Source organism: Rhizobium laguerreae (genome assembly GCF_002008165.1).
Classification (GTDB): Bacteria; Pseudomonadota; Alphaproteobacteria; order Rhizobiales; family Rhizobiaceae; genus Rhizobium; species Rhizobium laguerreae.
In genome coordinates, this window is the sequence record NZ_MRDM01000002.1 from 209,580 (window position 1) to 230,756 (window position 21,177).

Here is a 21,177-nt window from a genome sequence, read left to right on the forward strand (position 1 = left end):
CAAGCGCGGTCCGGGGCGTTCAGCCATCACGGAATTTCGCGGTTCGGACCCGGGAAATGAGAGGAATGCGCGCTGTCATTTACGGCGCCGCATTGGCCACGAGGGCAGACCAGGAAGAGATGTCGAGAAACGGTCTCTGGTCAGCCCTGCAAACGCATTTGCAGGGCGTTGACGGGACCACGCTGGCGATTAAACCGAAAATAATATTGCATTGCGTGATCCTCCTTTCTCAAGAGCTTGCGCGATCCAAATAACATTGCCCGCAAAAAGAGGCAAGGGAGCTCGGAGTCACCGCTATTCCCGGCGCCGCGCCGATGCCGGTAGTTCTGAGGGCGATCCAGACGATTGCCCTAGCCTTATAAAGGTTTAATATCGGATCAAGACATTTGATATTAAATCAGTTGATCTGATATCCGTCTGGAGAAAGATGTGGCACGATCAGAACCACAGAGTGCAATGCGGGCGCCGCTCGACACCGTGTTCGGGGTCGATTCCAACGTTCGCGTTCTGCGTGTCCTCGCTGCCCATGGTGGACCGCTCTCCAGTTCGGACATCACACGGCGAGCGAAGCTCTCGAAGACCGGCACGCGACAGGGTCTGATCTCCCTGGAAGAATGTGGTGCGATCGTCACCGAAGGTTCGGGACACAGTCGCCTGCACAGGTTCAATCACGATTATTACCTGGCGCCGCAGATCAAGGCGCTGTTCGGCGCCGAATCCGTGAGATTCGAGAAGATGCTCGATGCCGTACGTCTCAGCGCGGGAGAACAGACGCCGGATCTTTCGAGTCTCTTTGTCTACGGTAGTGTAGCAAGGGGTGAGGATCGCCGCGGCAGCGATCTGGATATCGGCCTTGTCGCCCGCCAGGACGTCCTTGCGGGAATTGTCGAAAAGGTGAGAGGGAATCTGCGGCAGTCGTCAAGGTCGCTAGGCTTCACTCCTTCGGTCGTCGGCTTGGACCTCGATGACGTTAGTCGCCTCGACCGCGATGGGAATCCTTGGTGGAACTCGATGCTCGAAGACGCCATCGTCCTGCAGGGAGCACGCCCAGAGGATCTTGCGGCACGGGTCAGGGAGCGCGCGGATGGTTAGAACCGGTCCACGAAGAAAAAGGACGGCACCTATGTTGCTGGACGGCTCGCCGTCGCTCGTGGCTTTCTCAAGGATGCTCGCAACGGCAATGCGGTCGCCGATCCCGGCGACATTGGAAACCCCTCGATATCCACCGTGATCAACTGTGCGATCGCCTATGCAGACGCGGTCACCGCCAAGTTTAAGGGCGAGATCAACCAAGGAGATCATCAGGCGGTCGTCAAACTCCTTCGTGGCGCACTGGGCAACGAACTGCCCAACAGACAGGAAGCAGATCTCAAGACACTTCTCGAACAGAAGGACGAAGTGCAGTACGGTTCGAGGGCGAAGACGCGTGATGACGCGTTACGCGCCCTTGAGCGCCTCGAAGAGTTCGCAGCCTGGGCCGAAGTCGTTCTTTCGAAATAACCGCCGTGGTGCCGGCATCGGCGATGCCAGTGGCGGTATATGGCTGGCCGGCAATTGGCATGCGTCCGCATGTCTTTGGCGCAGTTGCGACCCAATTTCTGATTATCCGGCCCGCTCGCCGCCAAGCAGCTCCAGCCTCCGCGTTATCCCGATACTCCTGAGGAATGTCTCGTCGTGGCTGACCACCAGCAGCGCGCCGTCATAGGCGCGCAGTCCTGCCTCGACCGCGGCGATCGAGTCGATGTCGAGATGATTGGTCGGCTCGTCGAGGATCAACAGCGGCGGCGGTGCCGAGCCAAGGACGCAGGCAAGGCCCGCCCGCAGCAATTGCCCGCCGCTCAGCGTCGATACCGTCTGTAGCGCCGCATCGGCCCTGAACATGAAGCGGGCAAGGGCAGCCCGGCAGGTATTTTCATCGGCCTGCGGATTGATCCAGCGAAAATTATCGCGGATCGAAGCCGACGGATCGAGCAGGCTCACCTTCTGATCGAGCATCGAGAAAGCGGTCATGACGCTGACCGTGCCCGCCCAGGGTTTCAGCGCGCCGGCAACAAGCGCCAACAAGGTCGTCTTGCCCGAGCCGTTGCGGCCGGTGACGGCGATACGCTCGGGTCCCGTCATATCGAAGGAGAGATCGCGGATGACGGGATCATCAGGCTGGTAGCCCGATGTCACGCCATCTATCCTCAGCACGATCTTGCTGGCGGGCAGTCCGGTTGGTGGCAGGGTGACCGACAAGGGCTGGAGGATCTCGATCTTCCCGCGCGCTGCTGTTGCCTCTTCCATTGCCTCGGCGCGCCGGCGGTCGGCGAGCCGGGCATTGCCGCCACCCGTCGTTTCGCTCCGTTCCTTCATGCCGCCGAGCATGATGCGCGGGATGCCGCCCTTGGCTGCGACCTTCCGCCCAGTGCTGTCCCTGTGCGCCTGACGCTCCACCGTCGCCTGCGCCTTCTTCGCCACCTCGGCCATGCGTTTTTCGGCTTCAGTGAGATCATGCTGTGCCGCCGCGAGCTCAAGGGCCTTGCGCTCGCGATAATGGCTCCAGTTGCCGCCGTAGCGCGTGGCACCGAGCGACGTCAGCTCGACGATCGCATCGACGCTGTCGAGCAGTTCCCGGTCATGGCTGACGATGATGGCGCCGGCCCGCCAGCCTGAGATCAGCGCGATCACCGCCTCGCGGCCTTCGCGATCGAGATTGTTGGTCGGTTCGTCGAGCAACAGAAAATCCGGTTCGGTGAAAACAAGCGCGGCAAGCCCGGCACGGGTGCGCTGCCCGCCGGAGAGCACGGCAAGCGGCGTCTCCGGCGGTGCGTCGAGCCCCGTCCGATTGAGCGCTGCGGCGATGCGCGCCTCCAGCATCCAGTCCGCCGATGCAAGCTCGTCGCTCGTTGCCTCGCCGGCTTCGGCGCGGCGAAGAATAGCGAGCGCATCGGTCACGCCGAAGAGATCGGCGACCGTTTCCTCGGGCGCCACCTGAACGTTCTGCCGCAGCACACCGAGGCTGCCGCCGACGGATACCGTCCCGGAATGCGGTTGGATATCACCGGAGACGAGTTTGAGCAGCGTCGTCTTGCCGACGCCGTTGCGCCCGACGAGACCGGTACGCTCGGCCCCGAAACTCAGGTCGAGATTGGAAAAAAGCGACCGCCCGTCAGGAGCGGACCACGAGACTTGGGAGAGGGTGATGGATGCAGGCATGGATATGGATTTCCCCGTTGGCAAGGCGAACTGGCGTTGCGATCGGGTTGAAATCCATTGCGGCACACATCCTGTTGAAATGGTCGATGGCAGGTAATTTAGGGAATAAACGCATCCGGTTCAAGGCAACGCAGCCAATCGGGCGGCAGACAGCGATCTTGCCGCCCTTCTTCTGCTTGCAGCAGCCGGCGGATTTGTCGCTTCAGGCTGCAGAATGTTCCGCACACGGAGCGCAGGGCTGCCGTATTCGATTGCTCTGCAGTTACACGGTCTGCCTCACGTAGATCTCAGGATCAAAATCAACGCGCCTCGCTTTTCCGTCAGGCGTTTTCAAGACAAGCTCGACTCCGCCTCCAAGAGAATGCATGTACCGCACGATGGACGACAGGAGGACATCGTCGGCGCTTTCGATTTTCGAAACAGTGTTCTGCGTCATGGCCGCACGCGTAGCGACCTCTTGCTGTGTTGCATGCATCGCTTTGCGCACTTCCGCCAAGGCTTTGCCCAGACGACGCTCCTGACGTTTCATGTCGAGCCGAGCACGAACATCTTCTGGAAGTTCGTCGCGTAACGTCTTCCATTCAGTGCTCATTTTTCTTCTCCTTCAGCCACGCACCGAACCGCGCGTCAGCTTTGTTGATCAGTTGTTTGTAAAAGAGCGCTTTATTCATGCCTTGCTTGTCTCCTCCGCAAAGGATGATGGCACTTTGAGCCGGATCGAAGGCGAAAGCAAAACGCCAGACCTGTTTGCCAAATTTGACTCTGATTTCCTTCATATTCGCATAATCGGAACCTGAAAGCGTATCGACCTCAGGGCGCCCTAAGAACGGGCCATCATCTTCAAGGTGGTCGAACACTTCGCCAACCAGTTCTTTTAACCCCATCTCCAGTTCTTTCCATTCAGGAACGAAGTCGGGATGGAATTGAACCTTATATGTCATCGGCTGCCTAAGAAATATATATTTAAAGATATAAAATCAAGATCGAGATCAAACAAGCTGGATTGAGAGACGTGGCTCAACCCAAGCAGCTCGAATGAGGGACAGAACACCGCGTTGCTGCCTTTCACTGGTCGCTCAAGGCGTTCTCGATGATGCTTCTTACCCTTCATCTGCCTGCGGGCATCGTCCTTCGGACCCAGGGAAGAAGAGACCCAGGCTCACCGCTTCAAGCTCCCCAAGATCCCGCGCACCAGTGCCCGGCCGACTTGCGTCGCAACAGTGCGCGCCACGCTCTTCATCGCTGCTTCCACCACCGTTTCGCGCTGATAGCCGGACGCCCGGCCGCGCGACTGGCCGCGACCCTGGCTGTCGTCATTGCTGCCGCCGAAGCCGGGAAGGGTCCAGCCGGAGGTGGTGCCCGGCTGCTGCTCTGCCGCTTCTTCCTGCGCTCGCTTGGCGGCCTCGGCATCGGCCGCCTTCTTTGCCCGCGCCACCAGCATCTCGAAGGCGGATTCGCGGTCGACATCCTCGTCATAGATGCCAAGAACCGGGCTCTTGTCCATGATCTGCCGGCGCTCGGCATCCGTCACCGGGCCGACGCGGCCGGATGGTGGGCGGATCAGTGTTCGCTCGACGATCGAAGGCGCGCCCTTGGCCTCAAGTGTCGAGACCAGTGCCTCGCCGGTGCCGAGATTGGTGATGACGGTGGCGCAATCGAAGGCCGGGTTGGCACGGAATGTATCGGCCGCCGTCCTCACCGCTTTCTGCTCGCGCGGCGAATAGGCGCGAAGCGCATGCTGCGCCCGGTTGCCGAGCTGGGCGAGCACCGTTTCCGGCACGTCGAGCGGGTTCTGCGTCACGAAATAGACGCCGACGCCCTTGGAGCGGATCAGCCGCACCACTTGCTCGACGCGTTCGGTCAGCACCCTTGGCGCGTCGTTGAAGAGCAGGTGCGCCTCGTCGAAGAAGAAGACGAGCTTCGGCTTTTCGGGATCGCCCACCTCGGGCAACTCCTCGAAGAGTTCGGAGAGCAGCCAGAGCAGGAAAGTGGCGTAAAGCCGGGGGTTCATCATCAGCTTGTCGGCGGCCAGCACCGAAATCTGGCCGTAGCCATTATTGCTGGTGCGCATGATGTCCGAAATCTTCAGCGCCGGCTCGCCGAAGAAGTGCTCCGCACCCTGCTGTTCGAGAACGAGCAGCGCCCGCTGGATCGAGCCGACCGAAGCCTTGGAGATCAGCCCGTACTGGTTGGAAAGTTGGCTGGCGTTCTCGCCCATATAGTTGAGCAGCGAGCTGAAATCCTTGAGGTCGAGCAACGGCAGCCCGCCCTGGTCGGCGATCTTGAAGGCGATGTTGATGACGCCTTCCTGCGGTTCGGAGGCATCCATCAGGCGGGCGAGCAGCAGCGGTCCCATCTCGGCGATGGTGGTGCGCACCCGGTGGCCCTTCTCGCCGAACAGATCCCAGAAGATCACTGGAAACTGGTCGAATTCGTAGTCGGTAAAGCCGATCTGCTCGGCGCGCTTCGTCAGGAAGTCCTTGGGCTCGCCCCTGGCGGCGATGCCGGAAAGATCGCCCTTGATATCGGCCGCAAACACCGGAACGCCGGCCCGCGAGAAGCCTTCGGCCAGCACCTGCAGCGTCACCGTCTTGCCGGTGCCGGTCGCGCCGGTGACGAGGCCGTGGCGATTGCCGAATTTCAGGTCGAGATATTCCGGCTTGTTGATGCTGTCATCGGGATTGCGGCTCGCGCCGATGAAAATCTTGCCTTCCTCGATCATTCGGAATGCTCCTTGGGCTGTGCCGCCATTTGTATGAGAAGGCGTGCTTCTGCCGCCTTCATCGAACTATCTTTTCCCTGTTATAAGCAGGCATGCGCATGCGGACAACTGTTTGCATTGAAAGCAAAACCGGACAAAGTGCGGCCCGGGGAGGGGCCGGCTTGAGTTGTGGTCGAATCTCGATTAACGTTGACGTTAACGTCAAAAAACAGGAGGCTGACGATGAATGAAATTGTGACCCAGATCGCCGATCGCGTGGGTATTGCGCCTGATCTCGCCGAAAAGGCGCTCGGCATGATGCTCGGCTTCCTGCAGCGCGAGGCCGCCGATGGCCCGGTTGCCAAGATGATCGAAGCGATCCCCGGCGGCGCCGATCTTGTCGCCCAGTTCAACGGCGCAGGTGCCGGCGGCGGCGGTCTGCTCGGCGGGCTGATGAGCTCGCTCGGCGGCGGCGGCATCATGGGGCTCGGGCAGCAGCTGATGGGCGAAGGCCTCGGCATGGGCGAAATCACCTCGCTTGCCAAGGAAACCATCGCGATCGCCAAGCAATATGCCGGCGAAGAGGTCGTCGACGAGGTCGTCGCTTCCGTCCCGGGCCTCAGCCAGTTCGTCTGAAACGAGAAGTCGGCAGGAGCCTCGCTTTGTTGCGGGGCTCGCTGTTCTCGCCACACCGGGGTGAAAAGCAAGCGCTGCCCCTATCGAAGGAGAGCAGATGACCGTCTGGCGCCCATCGCAGCAGATCAGGGTGAAGGTGATCGGCCTCGCCTGGCGGAAAGACCAGCTGCTTGCTGCCGAAGTGGAGGACGACAGCGGTCGCATCAAGGGCGTTCGCCCGCTTGGCGGCGCGATCGAATTCGGCGAGAGCCGTGAAGAAGCCCTGCACCGCGAATTCAGAGAGGAACTCGAGACGGCGATCCGCATCGTCGGCCCCTGGCATCTGCTTGAAAACATCTTCGAACATCATGGCGCGATCGGTCACGAATATATCTTCGCCGCCGACATCGAACTGGCCGATGCATCGCTCTACGGGCGCGACGAGATCCGCTATTCCGAGTTCGACGAGACGGCGGCGACGGCGCGCTGGTTCGGCCGCGACAGGCTGCAGGACGCCGGCATCGATCTCTATCCGACAGGTCTCGACAGGCTGCTGTCGCGCTGGCGCGATTGAGCTGGAGATCGCCCGCTGTGAGGCGCCATATTCCGATCGCCAAACCTTGATCGTCGGCCCCCGCTTCCGGGGAACAATGAGGTCATCGTGCTGTTTCTGTCGCATCGCTGAAACCATAGGGAATAGCATCATGCGTATGTTTCTTGCAGCAGCCTCGATCATTCTCCTCGGATTCGCCACGCCGGCCTTCTCCCAGGCGCTTGCTGATATGGATTATAGCGGCCGCTTCGGCGGTATGCCGCCCGGCACGGTGCCGGGGGCGGAATCCAGCAGCGGACTCGTGATTCCGTTCGATTCTGTCGAAACCGGTGATATCAACGTCGTCATTCCGCCGGATCGGCCCACATGCCCGCGCCCCGGGACGCGTCAGTACCGCGCGGCCGAGCGCGACGGTACGCTAAGCGACGCCTGCCGCTGACGGGATAGTCCCGGGTATAGAAAAGCAGGACCGGCTATTTGTCGTTTTTGTGCAGCACGACGCCGAGTTCATGCCACTGCCGCCTGTCGCGCTGGATCAGTTCGTCGGCGCAGATCGGTCCCATGCTGCCCGGCGCGTAAGCGTCAGGCACGCTCTCATCCCTAGCCCAGATATCGAGGAAGGGTTGCACCGCCGCCCATCCGGCCTCGATCCCGTCGGCGCGCTGGAACAGTGTCTGGTCGCCGATGAAGAGATCATAGAGCAGTGATTCATAGCCGGTCGTCTTGGCAATATCGAATTTGTCGGCATAGCGGAAATCGAGCGAGACCGGCACGGTATCGACGGAAAGCCCCGGCGATTTGATCGAGATTTCCATGCTCATGCCCTCGTCCGGTTGCACCTGGATCACCAGCCGGTTCGGCGGCAGGCGGCGCTTGACGTCGGTCTCGCGAAACTGCGCGAAGGGAACCGGCTGGAAGGTGATGACGATCTCGGTGTCGCGCGCCGTCAGCGCCTTGCCGGTCCTGAGATAGAAGGGCACGCCGGCCCAGCGCCAGGTATCGGCATAGAGCTTCAGCGCCACGAAGGTCTCGGTCCTGCTGTCGGGCGAGACGTCCTTGGTATCGCGATAGGCCGGAAGCTCAGCACCATTGAGCGGCCCCGCGCCATAGGCGCCGCGTACGCCATGCATCTTGGCCTCCTCAGGCGTATAGATGCGCAGCGCCTTCAGCACCTTGCTCTTCTCGTTGCGGATCGCCTCGGCATCGAAGCTGTTCGGCGGTTCCATGGCGATCATCGCCAGCAGCTGGAAGAGATGGTTCGGCACCATGTCGCGCAACGCGCCGGTTGCATCGTAGAATTTGCCGCGGCTGCCGACATCGACGATTTCGGCGGCGGTGATCTGCACATGGTCGATGTAGCGGCTGTTCCACAAGGACTCGATCATCATGTTGGCGAAACGCGCCGTCATCAGGTTCTGCACGGTTTCCTTGCCGAGGAAATGGTCGAGCCGGTAAACTTGGCTTTCCCCGACCTGCGCGAGGATCTGTGCATTGAGCGCCCGCGCCGAGGCGAGATCGGTGCCGAACGGCTTTTCGATGGCGATGCGGCGGAAGACGCCGTCGCTTTCATCGGTCAGCCCATGGGCGGCGAGCTTCTCGACGATCGTGCCGAAAAAGGATGGCGGCACCGCGAGATAGAAGGCGGCATTGGCATTCGGGCCTAGGCGCTTGCCGATCTCGACGAAAATATCGTCCTTGGTGAAATCCCCGGACGTATAGGAAATGCGCCGGCGCAGGCTCTCCCAGGCTTCGTCCTTCACTGTCGGCGCTTCGCCGCTCAGATGATTGAGGAATTGGTCGAGCCGCCCGCGCAGGAATTCGTCGTCACCAGGTTCGATGCCGATGCCGAGAATGTGGAGATCCTCGCCCACCAGGCGGCTGCGCGTCAGATTGATGATCGCCGGCACCAGCAGGCGGCGCGTCAGGTCTCCCGTGGCGCCGAAGATGACGAGGGTGACCGGCGGGGTAGGGGCAGCGTCCATGTGCCATCTCCTTGGAATTTGCGGCCGACTATACTGCGCGCCGGCTTTGCCGCAACATATGCAGGCGAGGGATAACAAGCATTTGACACCATCCGGACTGGCTGAGCCCACGTCACCTTGGTGGTAGGCGGCCGATTACCCTTTCACAGCCACCATGAAGATCCTCGGAAACCTGAGCAGCACCCGCCCGTCCGACATCTTGGGATAGGCCTTTTCCAACCGCTCCCGATAATCCGCCAGGAAGGCCTCGCGATGCTCTTCGCCGGCATGGGTGAGATAGGGCATCAGCCCGGTTCCCTTCACCCATTCGACGATCGCCGCCGCATCCGCCATCGGGTGATTGTAGACGGTGTGCCAGATATCGACGCGCGAAGCTTTGGCGATCAGCCTGGAGTAATAGCTGGACGGCGGCGGCAGCGGCTTGCGGCGCACGCTCTTGGCCTCGAAGGCGGATTTCCACGGGCCGGCATGGGCAGTCTCCTCCATCGCCAGATGCGAGGGTTCGCCGAGATTGTCGGGCATCTGCACGGCCAGCACGCCGCCTTCGGAAAGCCCGTCCATCAGCCGGTCGAAGATATCGAGATGATCGGGCAGCCATTGGAAGACGGCATTGGCAAAGAGCAGGTCGGCGGGCTCAGTCGGCTGCCAGATGCCGAGATCGGCCTCGACGAAGGCAGTGCCGGGAAGCCGCTTGCGGGCCGCCTCCAGCATGTTGATGTCGCTGTCGAGGCCGGAGACGCCGGCAGCCCCATAACGCTCGATGATGAGTTCGGTGGAATTGCCCGGCCCGCAGCCGAGGTCGATGGCGCGACGAAGACTCTGCAGCGGCACCTGCGCCAGAAGATCGCGCGCCGGCCGCGTGCGCTCGTCCTCGAACTTCACATATTGGCTGGCGGACCATGCCATGGCGGTACCTCCTGGTGTCGGACCACGTCTTCCATGCGGATCGTGCCGATGTTGCGGCCGTCGAGCTCGACGACACGGGCCAAGCCGTCACCCTCGATCTTCAGACACAAGTATTTTGTCGACGCGCCTCCCGTCGAGATCGATGACCTCGAAGCGCCATCCACCTCTCGTGAAGCTCTCCCCCAATTCGGGCAGATGTTTCAGCTCCTCCAACACCAGGCCGGCCACAGTCTGATATTCCAGATCGTCATCGAGCCTGAGGTTTAAGAATTCAGCGAATTCGTCAATCGGCGTCCAACCCGACACGAGGTAAGAACCGTCATCTCGACGAGCGATGGCCTGTTCATCGACAGGTCCTTCCTGGAGAGCCCCCATGATTGCTTCCAAAATGTCACCTGAGGAGACAATCCCCTCGAAGTGGCCGTACTCGTCGAAAACCAGCACCATGTGAATGGGCGATTTCCTGATGGCTTCGATCACATTGATGGCAGTTGCAAGGTCTGAAACCACCGGGACGTCTTGCGTCAGAGCCTTGATGTCGACAGTGCCGTGTTCGGACATCGAGTCGTAGAAGTCCTTGACCGGAAGGATGCCGATCACCTCGTCCGAACTGCCTTTTCGAACCGGCAACCGCGACCGCTTCGTCCTGTGCAACTGGGTCCGAATTTCATTAAGGCTGTCGTCGATATCAATAATTTCGACGTCCCGTCGGGGCGTCATAAGCGCTCGGGCAGTGCGGTCCGCAAGCCGCATGACACCTGATATCATCGCGGACTCTTCGCTTTCGATAACACCAGCCGACTGCGCCTCGGCCAGAACGGTCTTGATCTCTGCGTCAGAGACATTGTCGCCACCTTTTCCTGCCTGGCCCAGGAGCTTGAGCACAAGGTTTCCGGAGGCGTTCAGAAGCCACACGAGTGGCAGCGCAATTTTTGAAAGGACCGCCATAGCGGGTGCGACCTTGGCCGCAACCGCTTCGGGTTCCCGTAACGCGATCTGCTTTGGAACAAGTTCGCCTATGATCAGCGAAAGATAGGTGATTGCCACCACGACTGAACCCACGCCAAGGGCATCAGCGGCTGTCGATGACATTCCTTGGACTTCCAGCCATCCGCTCAGGCGGCCGCCGAGCGTGGCCCCTGAGAAAGCGCCGGATAGAACGCCGACCAGCGTGATGCCGATCTGCACCGTAGAGAGAAAACGACCGGGGTTTTCGGCAAGTTTGATCGCTTGAGCTGCACCCTTGCTTCCATTGTCGGAGAGAACCTTCAGGCGGGCTGTTCGAGAAGACACGACGGCCAGCTCAGACATGGCGAGCACACCATTCAGGATGGTGAGAAACGCCACAATTCCAATTTCCAGAAACACAGGGACCCTATTCGTTGAGGTTGTAATGCCGCGTTCGTCAGGCGAAGCGGCGAGGCATTCGAAGGGACGCTCTTATACGCATATACGCATCGCCTGTCGTCTTTCCATTATCGTGTTGACATCAGTTCAGGTTCCATAAGGCCGCTCCTCTGAAGTGAAAGTCAGGGCCATCGGTAAAACCGGCAGGCTGCGGCCACCCGTCATTGACAATGGGAAGCGGCCCTCTCTGCGGGAGCCTTGATAGGCCTGAGGCGAGGCGGAGGTCATCGCACCGTCTACAATGGTCGCCTGCTTCCTCGGCCGGGAGATCCCGGTTGGAAGGAGCGGAGCTTGTACTGGATGGGTCGCTGTCAGGCATATCGCAATTTTGACGGTGAAACAGTGCCGACGCAAGAGGCGCCGGGCGAAAATCCTTATAGCGTCTTGATGTGACAGTTTTGAAAAGGAGAGCAGCACCTCGTTTTGGTTGAGGATTTCGGCTGGTTTTCCGCTTTTCTGCAAAAGCGCCTGGTAATGACCGAGCTGTCGGCAGAGGGAATTTGACGGGATGGAGCGTGGGGACTGCGGCGCGTCCCACGAGCTGGAATAGCGATCTGGTAAAGAGGTGGAGCCAAGGACAAAGTTACCTACAAAGTCAAAGTTAGCGTTGTTTAAACGTCTGAAAGGACGCGCGGCGCTCGAGCCTATGACAAATCTGGTGCTGACGAAGGAATTGCGAACCGGGCCTTAATGGTGAATGATTGTTGTGACCGCGAGCTGCTCTGGTTTCTCGTGGAGCTTCTCCAAAAACGACGAGGTCACGATGCTCATTATCTTGGGCGGTCTGCCCGGCAGTGGAAAGACGACGATTGCCCGTGCTTTGGCTGAGCGGTTGAATGCAGTCCATGTGCGCGTCGATACCATTGAACAGGCAATCCGCGCTTCCGGAATAGCTGATGATGCAGGGCCTGCAGGCTATATCGCAGCTTACGGTGTCGCCGGAGACAATCTGACCCTCGGCAGGATTGTTATCGCCGACTCAGTCAACCCGCTCCGGATAACTAGGTCAGCGTGGCTTTCAGTCGCCCAAGCGGCCGGGGTGCCGGCGGCGGAGGTCGAGGTCGTTTGCTCGGATAAAGCCGAGCACCGCAAGCGTGCTGAAACGCGCCTCACCGACGTCGAAGATCTGGTGAAGCCGACATGGCAAGAGACTTCCGAAAGAGCCTATGACGAATGGCACGATGCGATCGTCATCGACACCGCCTCGAAAACGGTCGACGAAGCTTTGGATGAACTGGTGAGCCGATTGAAATCGCTCCCGTTAAATGCGTAGCATGATCGACGAAGGAATGCATGATGTCGTCTGAAAAAGGCATCATGCACTCACGCCATCACGCCGCGAGGATGGTGATCCCATAGGCATTGGCCGCCGCCGTCATGCGGGCGATGGTCTCCGTCGAAGGGCTGGCCTTTGGGGGCTCCGTCGTGCCTTCCGCTTCGATGAACTCGGCCATGCCCCGATCGACGACCGCAGAAAAGACCACGGGGACGGTTCCGCGGTTGGAATAGCCGTGCACCATGAAGGGCGGGATGGTGACGATGTCGCCGGCGCTGGCTTCGATCTCTTCGGGGCCGCTGTCGCCTAGGCGCCAGATCGTCAGGCGTCCCTCGATGATGCGGAACACTTCGGGGCTCGCATGCGCATGTTTCGGCGTCCGGCTGCCTGATGGCACGGTGACGTCGAAGATATTGAGCCAGGTTCCGCTGATTCTAAGCCGCCGCTCGACCCTGTCGCCGAGGACAAAAAACCGCTTTGCCTCGTCGCTCGCAGGCATTTTCACAAATGAGTTGGACATCATGTCTCTTTCTTTTTCTTACAGGGCTTCTTCTTATGGGCTTTTTCTTGCGGGCGCAGCCGTTAGACCTTTGCGCCGCCTTTGACAACCCACCCCCTGTTGTTGGGGGTAACATCGCCGAAGGCGCTTCAAAGAAGCACGCTGCGCCAGCCGAAGCGATGAACAAACGGCTCCGTTGCCAGGGGTTCAGCGCCGCTCGCGCGCCACTGCGTCACGAGACTGTCGAGGCCGATATCGGTACTTCGGGGCGTTTCCGCAAGGTCCGCCAATGCCGCATCAGCTATGCGGAAATGACTGAGGCCGGACGGGTTCGAAAGGCTCGGCGCCTGTAATACCGCCGACACAGAAGGGGCGCATAGAACGCGGCGGCCGTCCTTCCACGCCGTCCCGGCATTCACATTGATCATCCACATTGATGGAGCGCAACCATGTCCTCTCTTCCCGTCGTCGGCGCCGCCATGACGCTCGATGAAGTCGAACTTCACCGTGATTGGCTCTTCGAAAAGTCCCGCGATCTCGAATTGCAGAGCTTCATCGATGCCGAGATTCTGAACGGCGACTGGGCGCCGCTTGCCGCCCGCGCCAGAAGGCTTCTCGACGGTCATGGCGGCCGCCTCGGCATTCACGGCCCGTTCTGGGGCTTCACCGTCGCCTCGGAAGATCCCGATATCCGCGCCATCGTCACGCGGCGCCTGCTGCAGGGTCTTGATGTCTGCGCCGCCATCGGCGCGACCCACATGGTCATCCACAGCCCTTATACGTCCTGGTCCTACAACAATCTCGACGACAATGCCGGCGCCCGCGAAGCCTTGGCCGAGCGCACGCACATGACCCTGCGCGACGCCGTCAGGCGCGCCGAGGATATCGGCTGCACCATGGTCATCGAGAACATCGAGGACAAGGATCCGCATATTCGCGTGGCGCTTGCCGAAAGCTTCAACTCGCCCGCCGTCGCCGTCTCGATTGATACCGGCCACGCCCATTATGCCCACGGCTATACTGGTGCGCCGCCGGTCGATTATTATGTCAAGGCCGCCGGCAATCGCCTCCAGCATGTCCACCTGCAGGATGCCGACGGATATGCCGACCGCCACTGGAGCCTCGGCGAAGGCACGATCCGCTGGCATGCCGTCTTCGCAGCCCTTGCCAAGCTTGAAAGCAATCCGCGCCTCATCATCGAGATCAAGGACAAGTCGAAGATACCGGCCTCTGCTGCCTATCTCACCTCGATCGGCGTGGCTGAATAACGTCTGTTGCTCGTCCCGCTCTCCCTCACCTGTGCTCGGCACAGGAGGGGAGGGTGAGTTCCCTCATGAAAACCGGGTAATCACGCTGATCCCCGTGGCCTCAGCCTTATCCAGCGCCATCAGCGCCGGCACGGCCTCCTCGAGACTGATCCGCCGTCCGATCAGCTTCTGCGGCGCGATCTTTCCGGCCGAAAGCATCGCCAGCATGGCATCGTAGCGCCAGGCCTGCATGCCGTGGCTGCCGTAGATTTCCAGTTCGTGGCCGATCACCTGCGCCATCGGAATTTGTGGTGTCGCATGCTCGCCCAGCATCAGTCCCACCTGCACATGCCGGCCGCGCCGGCGCAGGTTCTTGATCGAGTTGAAGCAGGTGACGGGATGGCCGAGCGCGTCGATCGAGACATGCGCGCCGCCCTTGGTGATCTCGCGCACCGCCTCCGCCACGTCGGCGACGCCGGATGCATTGACCGTCGCCACCGCCCCGCAATCCCGCGCGAAGGCAAGCTTCTCCTCGGATATATCGATGCCGATCGCATTCGCCCCGAGCGCTGTGGCGATCATGATTGCCGACAGGCCGACACCGCCGCAGCCATGCACGGCGATCCATTCGCCAGGCCCCGTGCGCGCCTGGTCGGCGACGGCGCGAAACGAGGTGGCAAAGCGGCAGCCGAGGCTTGCCGCCGTCGCATCGTCGATCGTATCGGGCAGGTGCACCAGATTGGTATCGGCATAATCGATCGCCACATATTCGGCAAACGATCCCCAATGGGTGAAGCCCGGCTGGAACTGGTTCGGGCAGACCTGCTGGTTGCCGGAATGGCATTCGCTGCAATGGCCGCAGCCGGAAACGAAGGGCACGGTCACCCGGTCGCCCACCTTGAAACGCATCACGCCGCGGCCGGTGGCGACGATCCGCCCGGCAAGCTCGTGTCCCGGCACATGCGGCAAGCGGATATCCGGGTCGTGCCCCATCCAGCCGTGCCAGTCGCTGCGGCAGAGCCCGCTGGCCCCGACCGCTATGACGACGCCGTCCTCTGTCGGTGTCGGATCGGCAACGGTGCGGATTTCGGGCGCCTGTTCGAAGGCTTCGTAGAACATGGCTTTCATCGGCGTCTTCCCTTGCTGCTTATCCGCTGTTACGCCATCATCGCATGCGGCAGCTAGCCATTCCAACATTCCATTCCATCATTTTTGCTGATGCATCCATCGATGAAGCTGCCATCGCTGCGCACGAATATTGCGGCCTGGCGCCATTCCCTGGCTTTTTCTTGCTTCCGTGTTTCCACTCGGGATTTGTCCTTGACCCGGCTTGCCGCGGCGGTTTTTCCTTCTCCGGCTTCAGGAGGAAACCATCATGGCCGTTGATACATCACCCCGTTCAACCACGTGGACTCATGTCGACGGGGAGTGGCTTCCCGGCAATCCGCCGCTGATCGGGCCAACCTCGCATGCCATGTGGCTCGGCTCCACGGTCTTCGACGGCGCCCGCTGGTTCGATGGCATCGCGCCGGATCTCGACCTGCACTGCCAGCGCATCAACCGCTCGGCGCTCACCATGGGCTTGAAGCCGGTGAAATCAGCCGAGGAGATTGTGGCACTTGCCTGGGAAGGCGTCGCGAAATTCGATGGCGCCACACCGATCTATATCAAGCCGATGTATTGGGGCGAGCACGGTTCGCCGGGCAGCGTCGTCTCGGTCGATGGGGACTCAACCCGCTTCGCGCTCTGCCTGTTCGAGGCGCCGATGGGTGGCCATGGCGGCACCAGCCTCACCGTCTCGCCCTACCGCCGCCCGTCGCCGGAAACGGCGATGACCGAGGCGAAGACCGGCTCGCTCTATCCAAACAGCGGCCGCATGATCGCCGAAGCGCGCAGCCGCGGCTTCGACAACGCGCTGGTGCGCGACTTGAACGGCAACGTCGTCGAAACCGCTTCTTCGAACGTCTTTATGGTCAAGGACGGCGTAGTGATGACGCCGGCCGCCAACCGAACCTTCCTCGCCGGCATCACCCGCGCCCGCGTCATTGGCCTGCTGCGCAAGGCCGGTTTCGACGTGCACGAAGCAACACTCTCCGTCGAGGATTTCATGCAAGCCGACGAGATCTTCACCACCGGCAACTATTCCAAAGTCGTCGGCGTCATCCGTCTCGACGACCGCGATCTCCAGGAAGGCCCGGTCACTCGCAAGGCGCTGGATCTCTACATGGACTGGGCCCACGGCCGCAGCGAAAGCGAAGAGTGAGCAGCGGTTCGGCGAAGCCGAAGCAATCGATCCAGTGAATCGATTGCCGCGACGAACGCCCGGAGCGCAAGCGCAGGGCAGAGGGGGGTGCCGCACACCCTACCGAGAGATACCAAGCCGCCCACTTGCATAAAATGCATGGCAGGTTTGCCCAAAACGGCTTCGTCCTCCCCCATCTTTTCGCCATAGTGGCGCCGAAATTCCGTAAGCGGGGAGGAAGAGGCTTATGACTATGCTGTTCGACGAACAAGGCGAGATCATCCGCGAACTGGGTGTTGCCGCCGATATCGACCCTGAGCGGGAGATCGAACGGCGAACTGCTTTCCTCAAGGATTATCTCGTCGCCTCGGGTATGCGCGGCTACGTCCTCGGCATCAGCGGCGGCGTCGATTCGCTGACGGCGGCGCTGCTGGCTCAAAAGGCGGTGCGCGAGCTGCGGGAAAGCGGCCATGCGGCCGAATTCATCGCCGTGCGCCTTCCCTATGGTGTCCAGGCGGACGAGGCCGATGCGGTGAAGGCGCTGGAAACGATCGGCGCCGACCGCTCGATGGTGGTCAACATCAAAGCGTCGGCGGATGCGATGCTTGCCGCCGCGCAGGATGGCGGTCTCGCCTTTGCCGATGCCGGCCGTCAGGATTTCATCCTCGGCAATATCAAGGCGCGCCAGCGCATGATCGCCCAGTTCGCCCTTGCCGGGGCGCTTGGCAGCCTCGTCATCGGCACCGATCATGCGGCCGAGGCGGTCATGGGCTTCTTTACCAAGTTCGGCGATGGCGCCGCCGATATCCTGCCGCTCGCCGGCCTCAACAAGCGCCGCGTCCGCCTGCTGGCAAAGCGGCTCGGCGCCCCGGACGAACTGGTGTTCAAAGTGCCCACAGCCGATCTCGAGGACCAGCGGCCGCTGCGCCCCGACGAGGAGGCCTATGGCGTCAGCTATGACGAGATCGACGATTTCCTCGAAGGCAAGCCGGTCGGCGAGATCGCCCGCCGCCGCATCTTCGCCGCCTATCGGGCGACCGCCCACAAGCGCGCCTTGCCGGTGGCCGTCAACGCCCTCTGAAGGTCGTCCAGGCGCGGGATGCGTGCGGGCGCGACCCGGGGTTTACGGCCTTACCGGCTCGCCCGTCCGTCCTGACGAAGCGAGATAGGCATGCGGCGCGAAATAGACGCCGCCGGCATCGAAGGCTTCGAGATCTTCGGCCTGCAGCGCCTCGCGCACCTTCGGTCGTGCCGCCACGCGGGCCATGAAGCCGTGCAGCGCCGGCCATTGCTTGAGATCGATATCGGTCCAGGGCGACCAGTTCAGGCAGACGAAGAGATAGGCATCCGCCACCGTGAAGGCATCGCCGGTGAGATAGGGTCCGGCAAGACGGCCGTTCAGCCATGTCAGCCGCTTCGATATCAGCGCGCGGACCTCCCCATGAACACCGGAATAAGTCGGTTCGAAGAGCAGCACCATCGGCTTGTGCAGCTCGGCGGTGATGAAGTTGAGATAGGACTGCACTTCGTTGCGGCGGAGATCGCCGATCGGCGGCAATAGGGCTGCCCCTTCGGGCACGCTGTCGGCGAGGAACTGCACGATCGCCGGCCCCTCGGTCAGCACCTTGCCATCGTCGAGCATCAGCGCCGGCACATAGCCGTTGCCGTTGATCGCGAGATAATCCTCGCCGTTGCTCGTCCTGTGGGTCCGTCGGTCGACCTGGACGAGCTCGATATCGAACCCGAGCTCTCGGCAGATGATGTGCGGCGAAAGCGAGCAGGCCGCGGCGTGCATGTAAAGTTTCATTGCGGTTTCCTCTCCTTGCGGAGGCGGTCGATGCCGCCGGCCGACAGTGTTGAACATCTGTACTGTTTCGCATAAAATGTCTCTCGTCAAGAATTTAATGCGAAACGGTACAAATATGAAGGACGAGAAGAGGCGCGGCCGCCCGAGGGCCTTCGACGCCAAGGCGGCGCTCGGCAAGGCGCGCGATGTCTTCTGGGACAGGGGGTTTGCCGCCGCCTCGCTCGACAATCTGAGCGCTGCGACCAACCTCAACCGCCCGAGCCTCTACGGCGCCTTCGGCGACAAGGAGGATCTCTATCTCGATACGCTGGAGGGGTATCGGCAGGACGGCATGAATACGCTCGCCGAGGCGCTCGACCCGTCACTGCCGCTGCGCGACAACATCGCCCGCGTTTATGCCGGTGCGCTGGCGATCTATCTGCATGGTGAAACCGCCGCCCGCGGCTGTTTGCTGATCGGCACGGCGTCGGCCGAGGCGGTCCAGCATGAGCGGGTCCGCGAGGTGCTCGGCCGCAGCCTCAACGATTTCGACGACAAGATCGAGAAGCGCATGCGGCTTGGCGTGGAAAGAGGCGAGCTTCCGGAAAGCGCCGATCCGCAGATGCTTGCCAGGCTCGCCTCCGCCGTCATGCATTCGCTCGCCGTCCGCGCCCGCGCCGGCGACAGCCGCGAGGTATTGGAAGCGATTGCCCGGTCAGGCGTCGAGCTGATCTGCGGAAGCGCCAATAATCCTTAGGTCGAGTCCCGGGTCTCCGTATCCCTCGGCCGGACTACCCAGGCATAGGCCGCACCGGCGAGAAGCAGCACGGAGGTGCCGAGGAACACCGCCCGCATGCCGATATGGCCGCCGACAAAACCGCCAAGGATGGGGCCGGCCACCTGGCCGACATATTGCGAGGAAATCGAAAGCCCGAGAATGCTGCCGGCCGCACTATCCGGCACGCTGTGGCGGATGACCGCGGCGATACAGGGCAGCAGCCCGCCGAGTGCCACACCCATCAGGAAACGCAGGATAATCAGCTGCCAGGCGCTGGTGACGAAGGCTTGCGGGATCAGCAGCAGGCCGGCGACGGCGAGCGCGCCTGAAATCACCGGCCAGTGGCCGATCCTGTCGGCGAGCTTGCCGAGCCATGAGGCTGACAGGATGCTGCCAAGGGCGGCGGCCGACATGACAACGCCTGATACCATCGTCACTTGGGATTCGACGGGCACCAGCTGCGCGACATAGACGGTGATGATCGGCTCGATCGACATATTGGCAAACATCAAGAGCATGCCAGTCGCCAGCATGGCGATGACGGGCCGCTTGTCGGCAATGGATTTCCAGCCGCCGCTGGCCTTGGCCGCCTTTTTGCGGGCCGGCGATTTTTCCTCCTTGATCAGGAAGGCCGTGGCGAGGAAGGCGAGGAAGATCATGCCGCCGGCGGCGAGGAACGTGCCGCGGATGCCGATGATCGGCGGCAGTGCGCCGCCGATGAGCGGCCCGACGAGATTGCCGGCCATGATGCCGGAAGACAGAACGCCGAGCGCCCAGGCCGAACGATCCTTCGGCGTCTGCGTCGCCACCAGCACCATCGAGCCGGAGGCATAGCCACCGGCAAGCCCGACGAAGAGGCGCAGCGCCACCAGCTGCCAGACATTGCCGGCCATGCCCATCAGCGAGATCGCCAGCGTCATGCCGAGGCTGGCGCGCACCAGCATCAGCTTGCGGCCGTAGATGTCGCCGAGCCGGCCCCAGAGCGGCGCGACCACAGCCGCGGCGAAGAAGGTGGCGCCATAGGCGATGCCCGACCATTGCACGATGTCAGCATGGTCGCTGACGCCGAGTTCCTCGACATAAAGCGGCAGGAAGGGAAGCAGCAGCGTCATCGCCACGATCGTGGTGAAGGAGCCGATCAGCGAGATGGTGAGATTGCGCTTCCAGTAGATCGAGCCCGGCCTGGCGCTGGCGTCCCACTGCGTATCGGTCATTTTCTCGGCCTCGGCATTGATCTACAGCGCCGCTGTAGCACTTTGAAATCTGCATATTTCCTTAAATCGGTTCCGATTTGAGGAAATATGCGGCGGCGAAGTTCGCACGCCTGATGGAACGATGTGCCCTTTGCCGCGGCGAGGGGATCGGCGCGGGTGAAACTGTCCTGAAGATCGAGCTTTTCGAGGTCGAGCGCATAGGCCGTAGCGGTGCATGCGCTCGCCGTTCCAGGGCGGGCACGCGCTGATATAACCGCGCTATGGCCCATCCTCAAGACAACGCTTTCGAGATCGCTGACCTGTCTTTGGAAATGAGAGCTGCAATCTGGACCCTCTCCGGCAAAAGTGCTAGAACAGGACCGATTGCATGATGCAAACGGTTAATCCAAGGACATTGCCATGAACGACATGCGCACATCCCGAGAACAGACCGTCCGTCATCTCTACGCCGCCTATCTCGACGACCGCAAGGATATCGTCGGCGCCATGTTGACGGAGGATTTCACCTTCTCCAGTCCGCGCGACGACCACATCGACCGGGCGACTTATTTCGAGCGCTGCTGGCCGAAGGAGCCGGTCTTCCGCGGCTTTGACATCGAATTCCTGGCGATCGACGGCGACGAGGCGGTCGTCCGCTACCGTGCCGAAAAACGGGATGGCGGCAGCTTCCGCAACATAGAGAGCTTTCGCTTCCGCGGCGACAAGATCGCCTCCGTGGATGTCTATTTCGGCCGAAATCTGTAGCTCCGGCCGAGGCTGTGATCGCCCTGGCT

General features: G+C 61.5%; 23 protein-coding genes. 11 read left to right on the forward strand and 12 right to left on the reverse strand.

Annotated features, from left to right (window positions below; genetic code table 11):
• The first annotated feature begins 429 nt into the window (after positions 1–429).
• Together BS630_RS01260 and BS630_RS01265 are read left to right on the forward strand one after the other, a co-directional pair.
• Complete coding sequence (locus tag BS630_RS01260) at positions 430–1,092, forward strand: helix-turn-helix domain-containing protein (RefSeq protein ID WP_245310378.1); 663 nt, start codon at positions 430–432, stop codon at positions 1,090–1,092.
• Positions 1,093–1,227: 135 nt separating this feature from the next.
• Positions 1,228–1,500: a hypothetical protein gene (locus tag BS630_RS01265; RefSeq protein WP_245310379.1), complete on the forward strand. Its 273-nt coding sequence runs from the start codon at positions 1,228–1,230 to the stop codon at positions 1,498–1,500.
• 102 nt (positions 1,501–1,602) lie between these two features.
• Here the strand turns inward: BS630_RS01265 and BS630_RS01270 are convergent, their stop codons facing one another.
• The 4 genes from BS630_RS01270 to BS630_RS01285 form a co-directional block, all read right to left on the reverse strand.
• On the reverse strand, positions 1,603–3,198 hold the full coding sequence (locus BS630_RS01270) for an ABC-F family ATP-binding cassette domain-containing protein (protein WP_077975947.1): 1,596 nt from the start codon (positions 3,196–3,198) through the stop codon (positions 1,603–1,605).
• Positions 3,199–3,460: 262 nt separating this feature from the next.
• Complete coding sequence (locus BS630_RS01275) at positions 3,461–3,790, reverse strand: helix-turn-helix domain-containing protein (RefSeq protein ID WP_077975949.1); 330 nt, start codon at positions 3,788–3,790, stop codon at positions 3,461–3,463.
• Positions 3,780–4,139, reverse strand: a complete 360-nt coding sequence (locus tag BS630_RS01280; protein ID WP_026265072.1) for a type II toxin-antitoxin system RelE/ParE family toxin — start codon at positions 4,137–4,139, stop codon at positions 3,780–3,782. Before BS630_RS01280 ends, BS630_RS01275 begins: the two co-directional genes overlap by 11 nt.
• Positions 4,140–4,357: 218 nt before the next feature.
• Positions 4,358–5,920, reverse strand: coding sequence for a helicase HerA-like C-terminal domain-containing protein (locus BS630_RS01285; RefSeq protein ID WP_077975951.1), 1,563 nt, complete (start codon positions 5,918–5,920; stop codon positions 4,358–4,360).
• A 222-nt stretch (positions 5,921–6,142) separates the two neighbouring features.
• Here BS630_RS01285 and BS630_RS01290 point away from each other — a divergent pair, with 222 nt between their 5' ends.
• The 3 genes from BS630_RS01290 to BS630_RS01300 all read left to right on the forward strand — a co-directional run bounded on the left by BS630_RS01290 (position 6,143) and on the right by BS630_RS01300 (position 7,506).
• Positions 6,143–6,535 (forward strand): hypothetical protein, encoded by a 393-nt coding sequence (locus BS630_RS01290; RefSeq protein ID WP_003546502.1) that lies wholly within the window; start codon positions 6,143–6,145, stop codon positions 6,533–6,535.
• Between the two features lie 97 nt (positions 6,536–6,632).
• Positions 6,633–7,088: an NUDIX hydrolase gene (locus tag BS630_RS01295; protein ID WP_077975953.1), complete on the forward strand. Its 456-nt coding sequence runs from the start codon at positions 6,633–6,635 to the stop codon at positions 7,086–7,088.
• 76 nt (positions 7,089–7,164) lie between these two features.
• Entirely contained in the window at positions 7,165–7,506 is a 342-nt protein-coding gene (locus tag BS630_RS01300; protein WP_077975954.1) for a hypothetical protein, read from the forward strand.
• A gap of 34 nt (positions 7,507–7,540) precedes the next feature.
• On the opposite strand, the gene zwf is transcribed toward BS630_RS01300, so the two are convergent.
• The 3 genes from zwf to BS630_RS01315 all read right to left on the reverse strand — a co-directional run bounded on the left by zwf (position 7,541) and on the right by BS630_RS01315 (position 11,323).
• Positions 7,541–9,049, reverse strand: coding sequence for a glucose-6-phosphate dehydrogenase (gene zwf, locus BS630_RS01305; protein WP_077975961.1), 1,509 nt, complete (start codon positions 9,047–9,049; stop codon positions 7,541–7,543).
• Positions 9,050–9,184: 135 nt separating this feature from the next.
• Positions 9,185–9,955 (reverse strand): trans-aconitate 2-methyltransferase, encoded by a 771-nt coding sequence (gene tam, locus BS630_RS01310; RefSeq protein ID WP_077975962.1) that lies wholly within the window; start codon positions 9,953–9,955, stop codon positions 9,185–9,187.
• Positions 9,956–10,042: 87 nt separating this feature from the next.
• Entirely contained in the window at positions 10,043–11,323 is a 1,281-nt protein-coding gene (locus BS630_RS01315) for a hemolysin family protein (protein ID WP_077975964.1), read from the reverse strand.
• Positions 11,324–12,125: 802 nt separating this feature from the next.
• On the opposite strand from BS630_RS01315, the gene BS630_RS01320 reads away from it, so the two are divergent.
• The gene (locus BS630_RS01320; RefSeq protein WP_077976278.1) at positions 12,126–12,635 is read left to right on the forward strand and encodes a P-loop nucleotide/nucleoside kinase family protein; all 510 of its coding nucleotides are present in this window, start codon (positions 12,126–12,128) and stop codon (positions 12,633–12,635) included.
• A gap of 58 nt (positions 12,636–12,693) precedes the next feature.
• Here the strand turns inward: BS630_RS01320 and BS630_RS01325 are convergent, their stop codons facing one another.
• Both BS630_RS01325 and BS630_RS37200 read right to left on the reverse strand, forming a co-directional pair.
• Positions 12,694–13,161 carry a cupin domain-containing protein gene (locus BS630_RS01325; protein ID WP_077975966.1) on the reverse strand — a complete coding sequence of 156 codons (468 nt, stop codon included), beginning with the start codon at positions 13,159–13,161 and terminating at the stop codon, positions 12,694–12,696.
• A 125-nt stretch (positions 13,162–13,286) separates the two neighbouring features.
• Positions 13,287–13,571 (reverse strand): hypothetical protein, encoded by a 285-nt coding sequence (locus tag BS630_RS37200; protein WP_165503808.1) that lies wholly within the window; start codon positions 13,569–13,571, stop codon positions 13,287–13,289.
• Between the two features lie 15 nt (positions 13,572–13,586).
• On the opposite strand from BS630_RS37200, the gene BS630_RS01330 reads away from it, so the two are divergent.
• Positions 13,587–14,405 carry a sugar phosphate isomerase/epimerase family protein gene (locus tag BS630_RS01330; protein WP_077975968.1) on the forward strand — a complete coding sequence of 273 codons (819 nt, stop codon included), beginning with the start codon at positions 13,587–13,589 and terminating at the stop codon, positions 14,403–14,405.
• Positions 14,406–14,468: 63 nt separating this feature from the next.
• On the opposite strand, the gene BS630_RS01335 is transcribed toward BS630_RS01330, so the two are convergent.
• Positions 14,469–15,512: a zinc-dependent alcohol dehydrogenase family protein gene (locus BS630_RS01335; protein WP_077975969.1), complete on the reverse strand. Its 1,044-nt coding sequence runs from the start codon at positions 15,510–15,512 to the stop codon at positions 14,469–14,471.
• A gap of 247 nt (positions 15,513–15,759) precedes the next feature.
• Here BS630_RS01335 and BS630_RS01340 point away from each other — a divergent pair, with 247 nt between their 5' ends.
• Both BS630_RS01340 and nadE read left to right on the forward strand, forming a co-directional pair.
• A complete protein-coding gene (locus BS630_RS01340) occupies positions 15,760–16,647 on the forward strand; it encodes a branched-chain amino acid aminotransferase (RefSeq protein WP_077975970.1) in 888 nt (295 codons plus the stop codon).
• Positions 16,648–16,873: 226 nt separating this feature from the next.
• Positions 16,874–17,707 (forward strand): ammonia-dependent NAD(+) synthetase, encoded by an 834-nt coding sequence (gene nadE, locus BS630_RS01345; protein WP_077975972.1) that lies wholly within the window; start codon positions 16,874–16,876, stop codon positions 17,705–17,707.
• 42 nt (positions 17,708–17,749) lie between these two features.
• Here the strand turns inward: nadE and gstA are convergent, their stop codons facing one another.
• A complete protein-coding gene (gstA, locus tag BS630_RS01350) occupies positions 17,750–18,433 on the reverse strand; it encodes a glutathione transferase GstA (protein WP_077975974.1) in 684 nt (227 codons plus the stop codon).
• A 115-nt stretch (positions 18,434–18,548) separates the two neighbouring features.
• Between gstA and BS630_RS01355 the strand changes: the two genes are divergently transcribed.
• The gene (locus BS630_RS01355; RefSeq protein ID WP_077975976.1) at positions 18,549–19,169 is read left to right on the forward strand and encodes a TetR/AcrR family transcriptional regulator; all 621 of its coding nucleotides are present in this window, start codon (positions 18,549–18,551) and stop codon (positions 19,167–19,169) included.
• Here the strand turns inward: BS630_RS01355 and BS630_RS01360 are convergent.
• Positions 19,166–20,404, reverse strand: coding sequence for an MFS transporter (locus BS630_RS01360; protein WP_077975977.1), 1,239 nt, complete (start codon positions 20,402–20,404; stop codon positions 19,166–19,168). The genes BS630_RS01355 and BS630_RS01360 overlap by 4 nt on opposite strands.
• A gap of 399 nt (positions 20,405–20,803) precedes the next feature.
• Here BS630_RS01360 and BS630_RS01365 point away from each other — a divergent pair, with 399 nt between their 5' ends.
• Positions 20,804–21,148, forward strand: coding sequence for a nuclear transport factor 2 family protein (locus BS630_RS01365; RefSeq protein ID WP_077975978.1), 345 nt, complete (start codon positions 20,804–20,806; stop codon positions 21,146–21,148).
• The last annotated feature ends 29 nt before the right edge of the window (positions 21,149–21,177 follow it).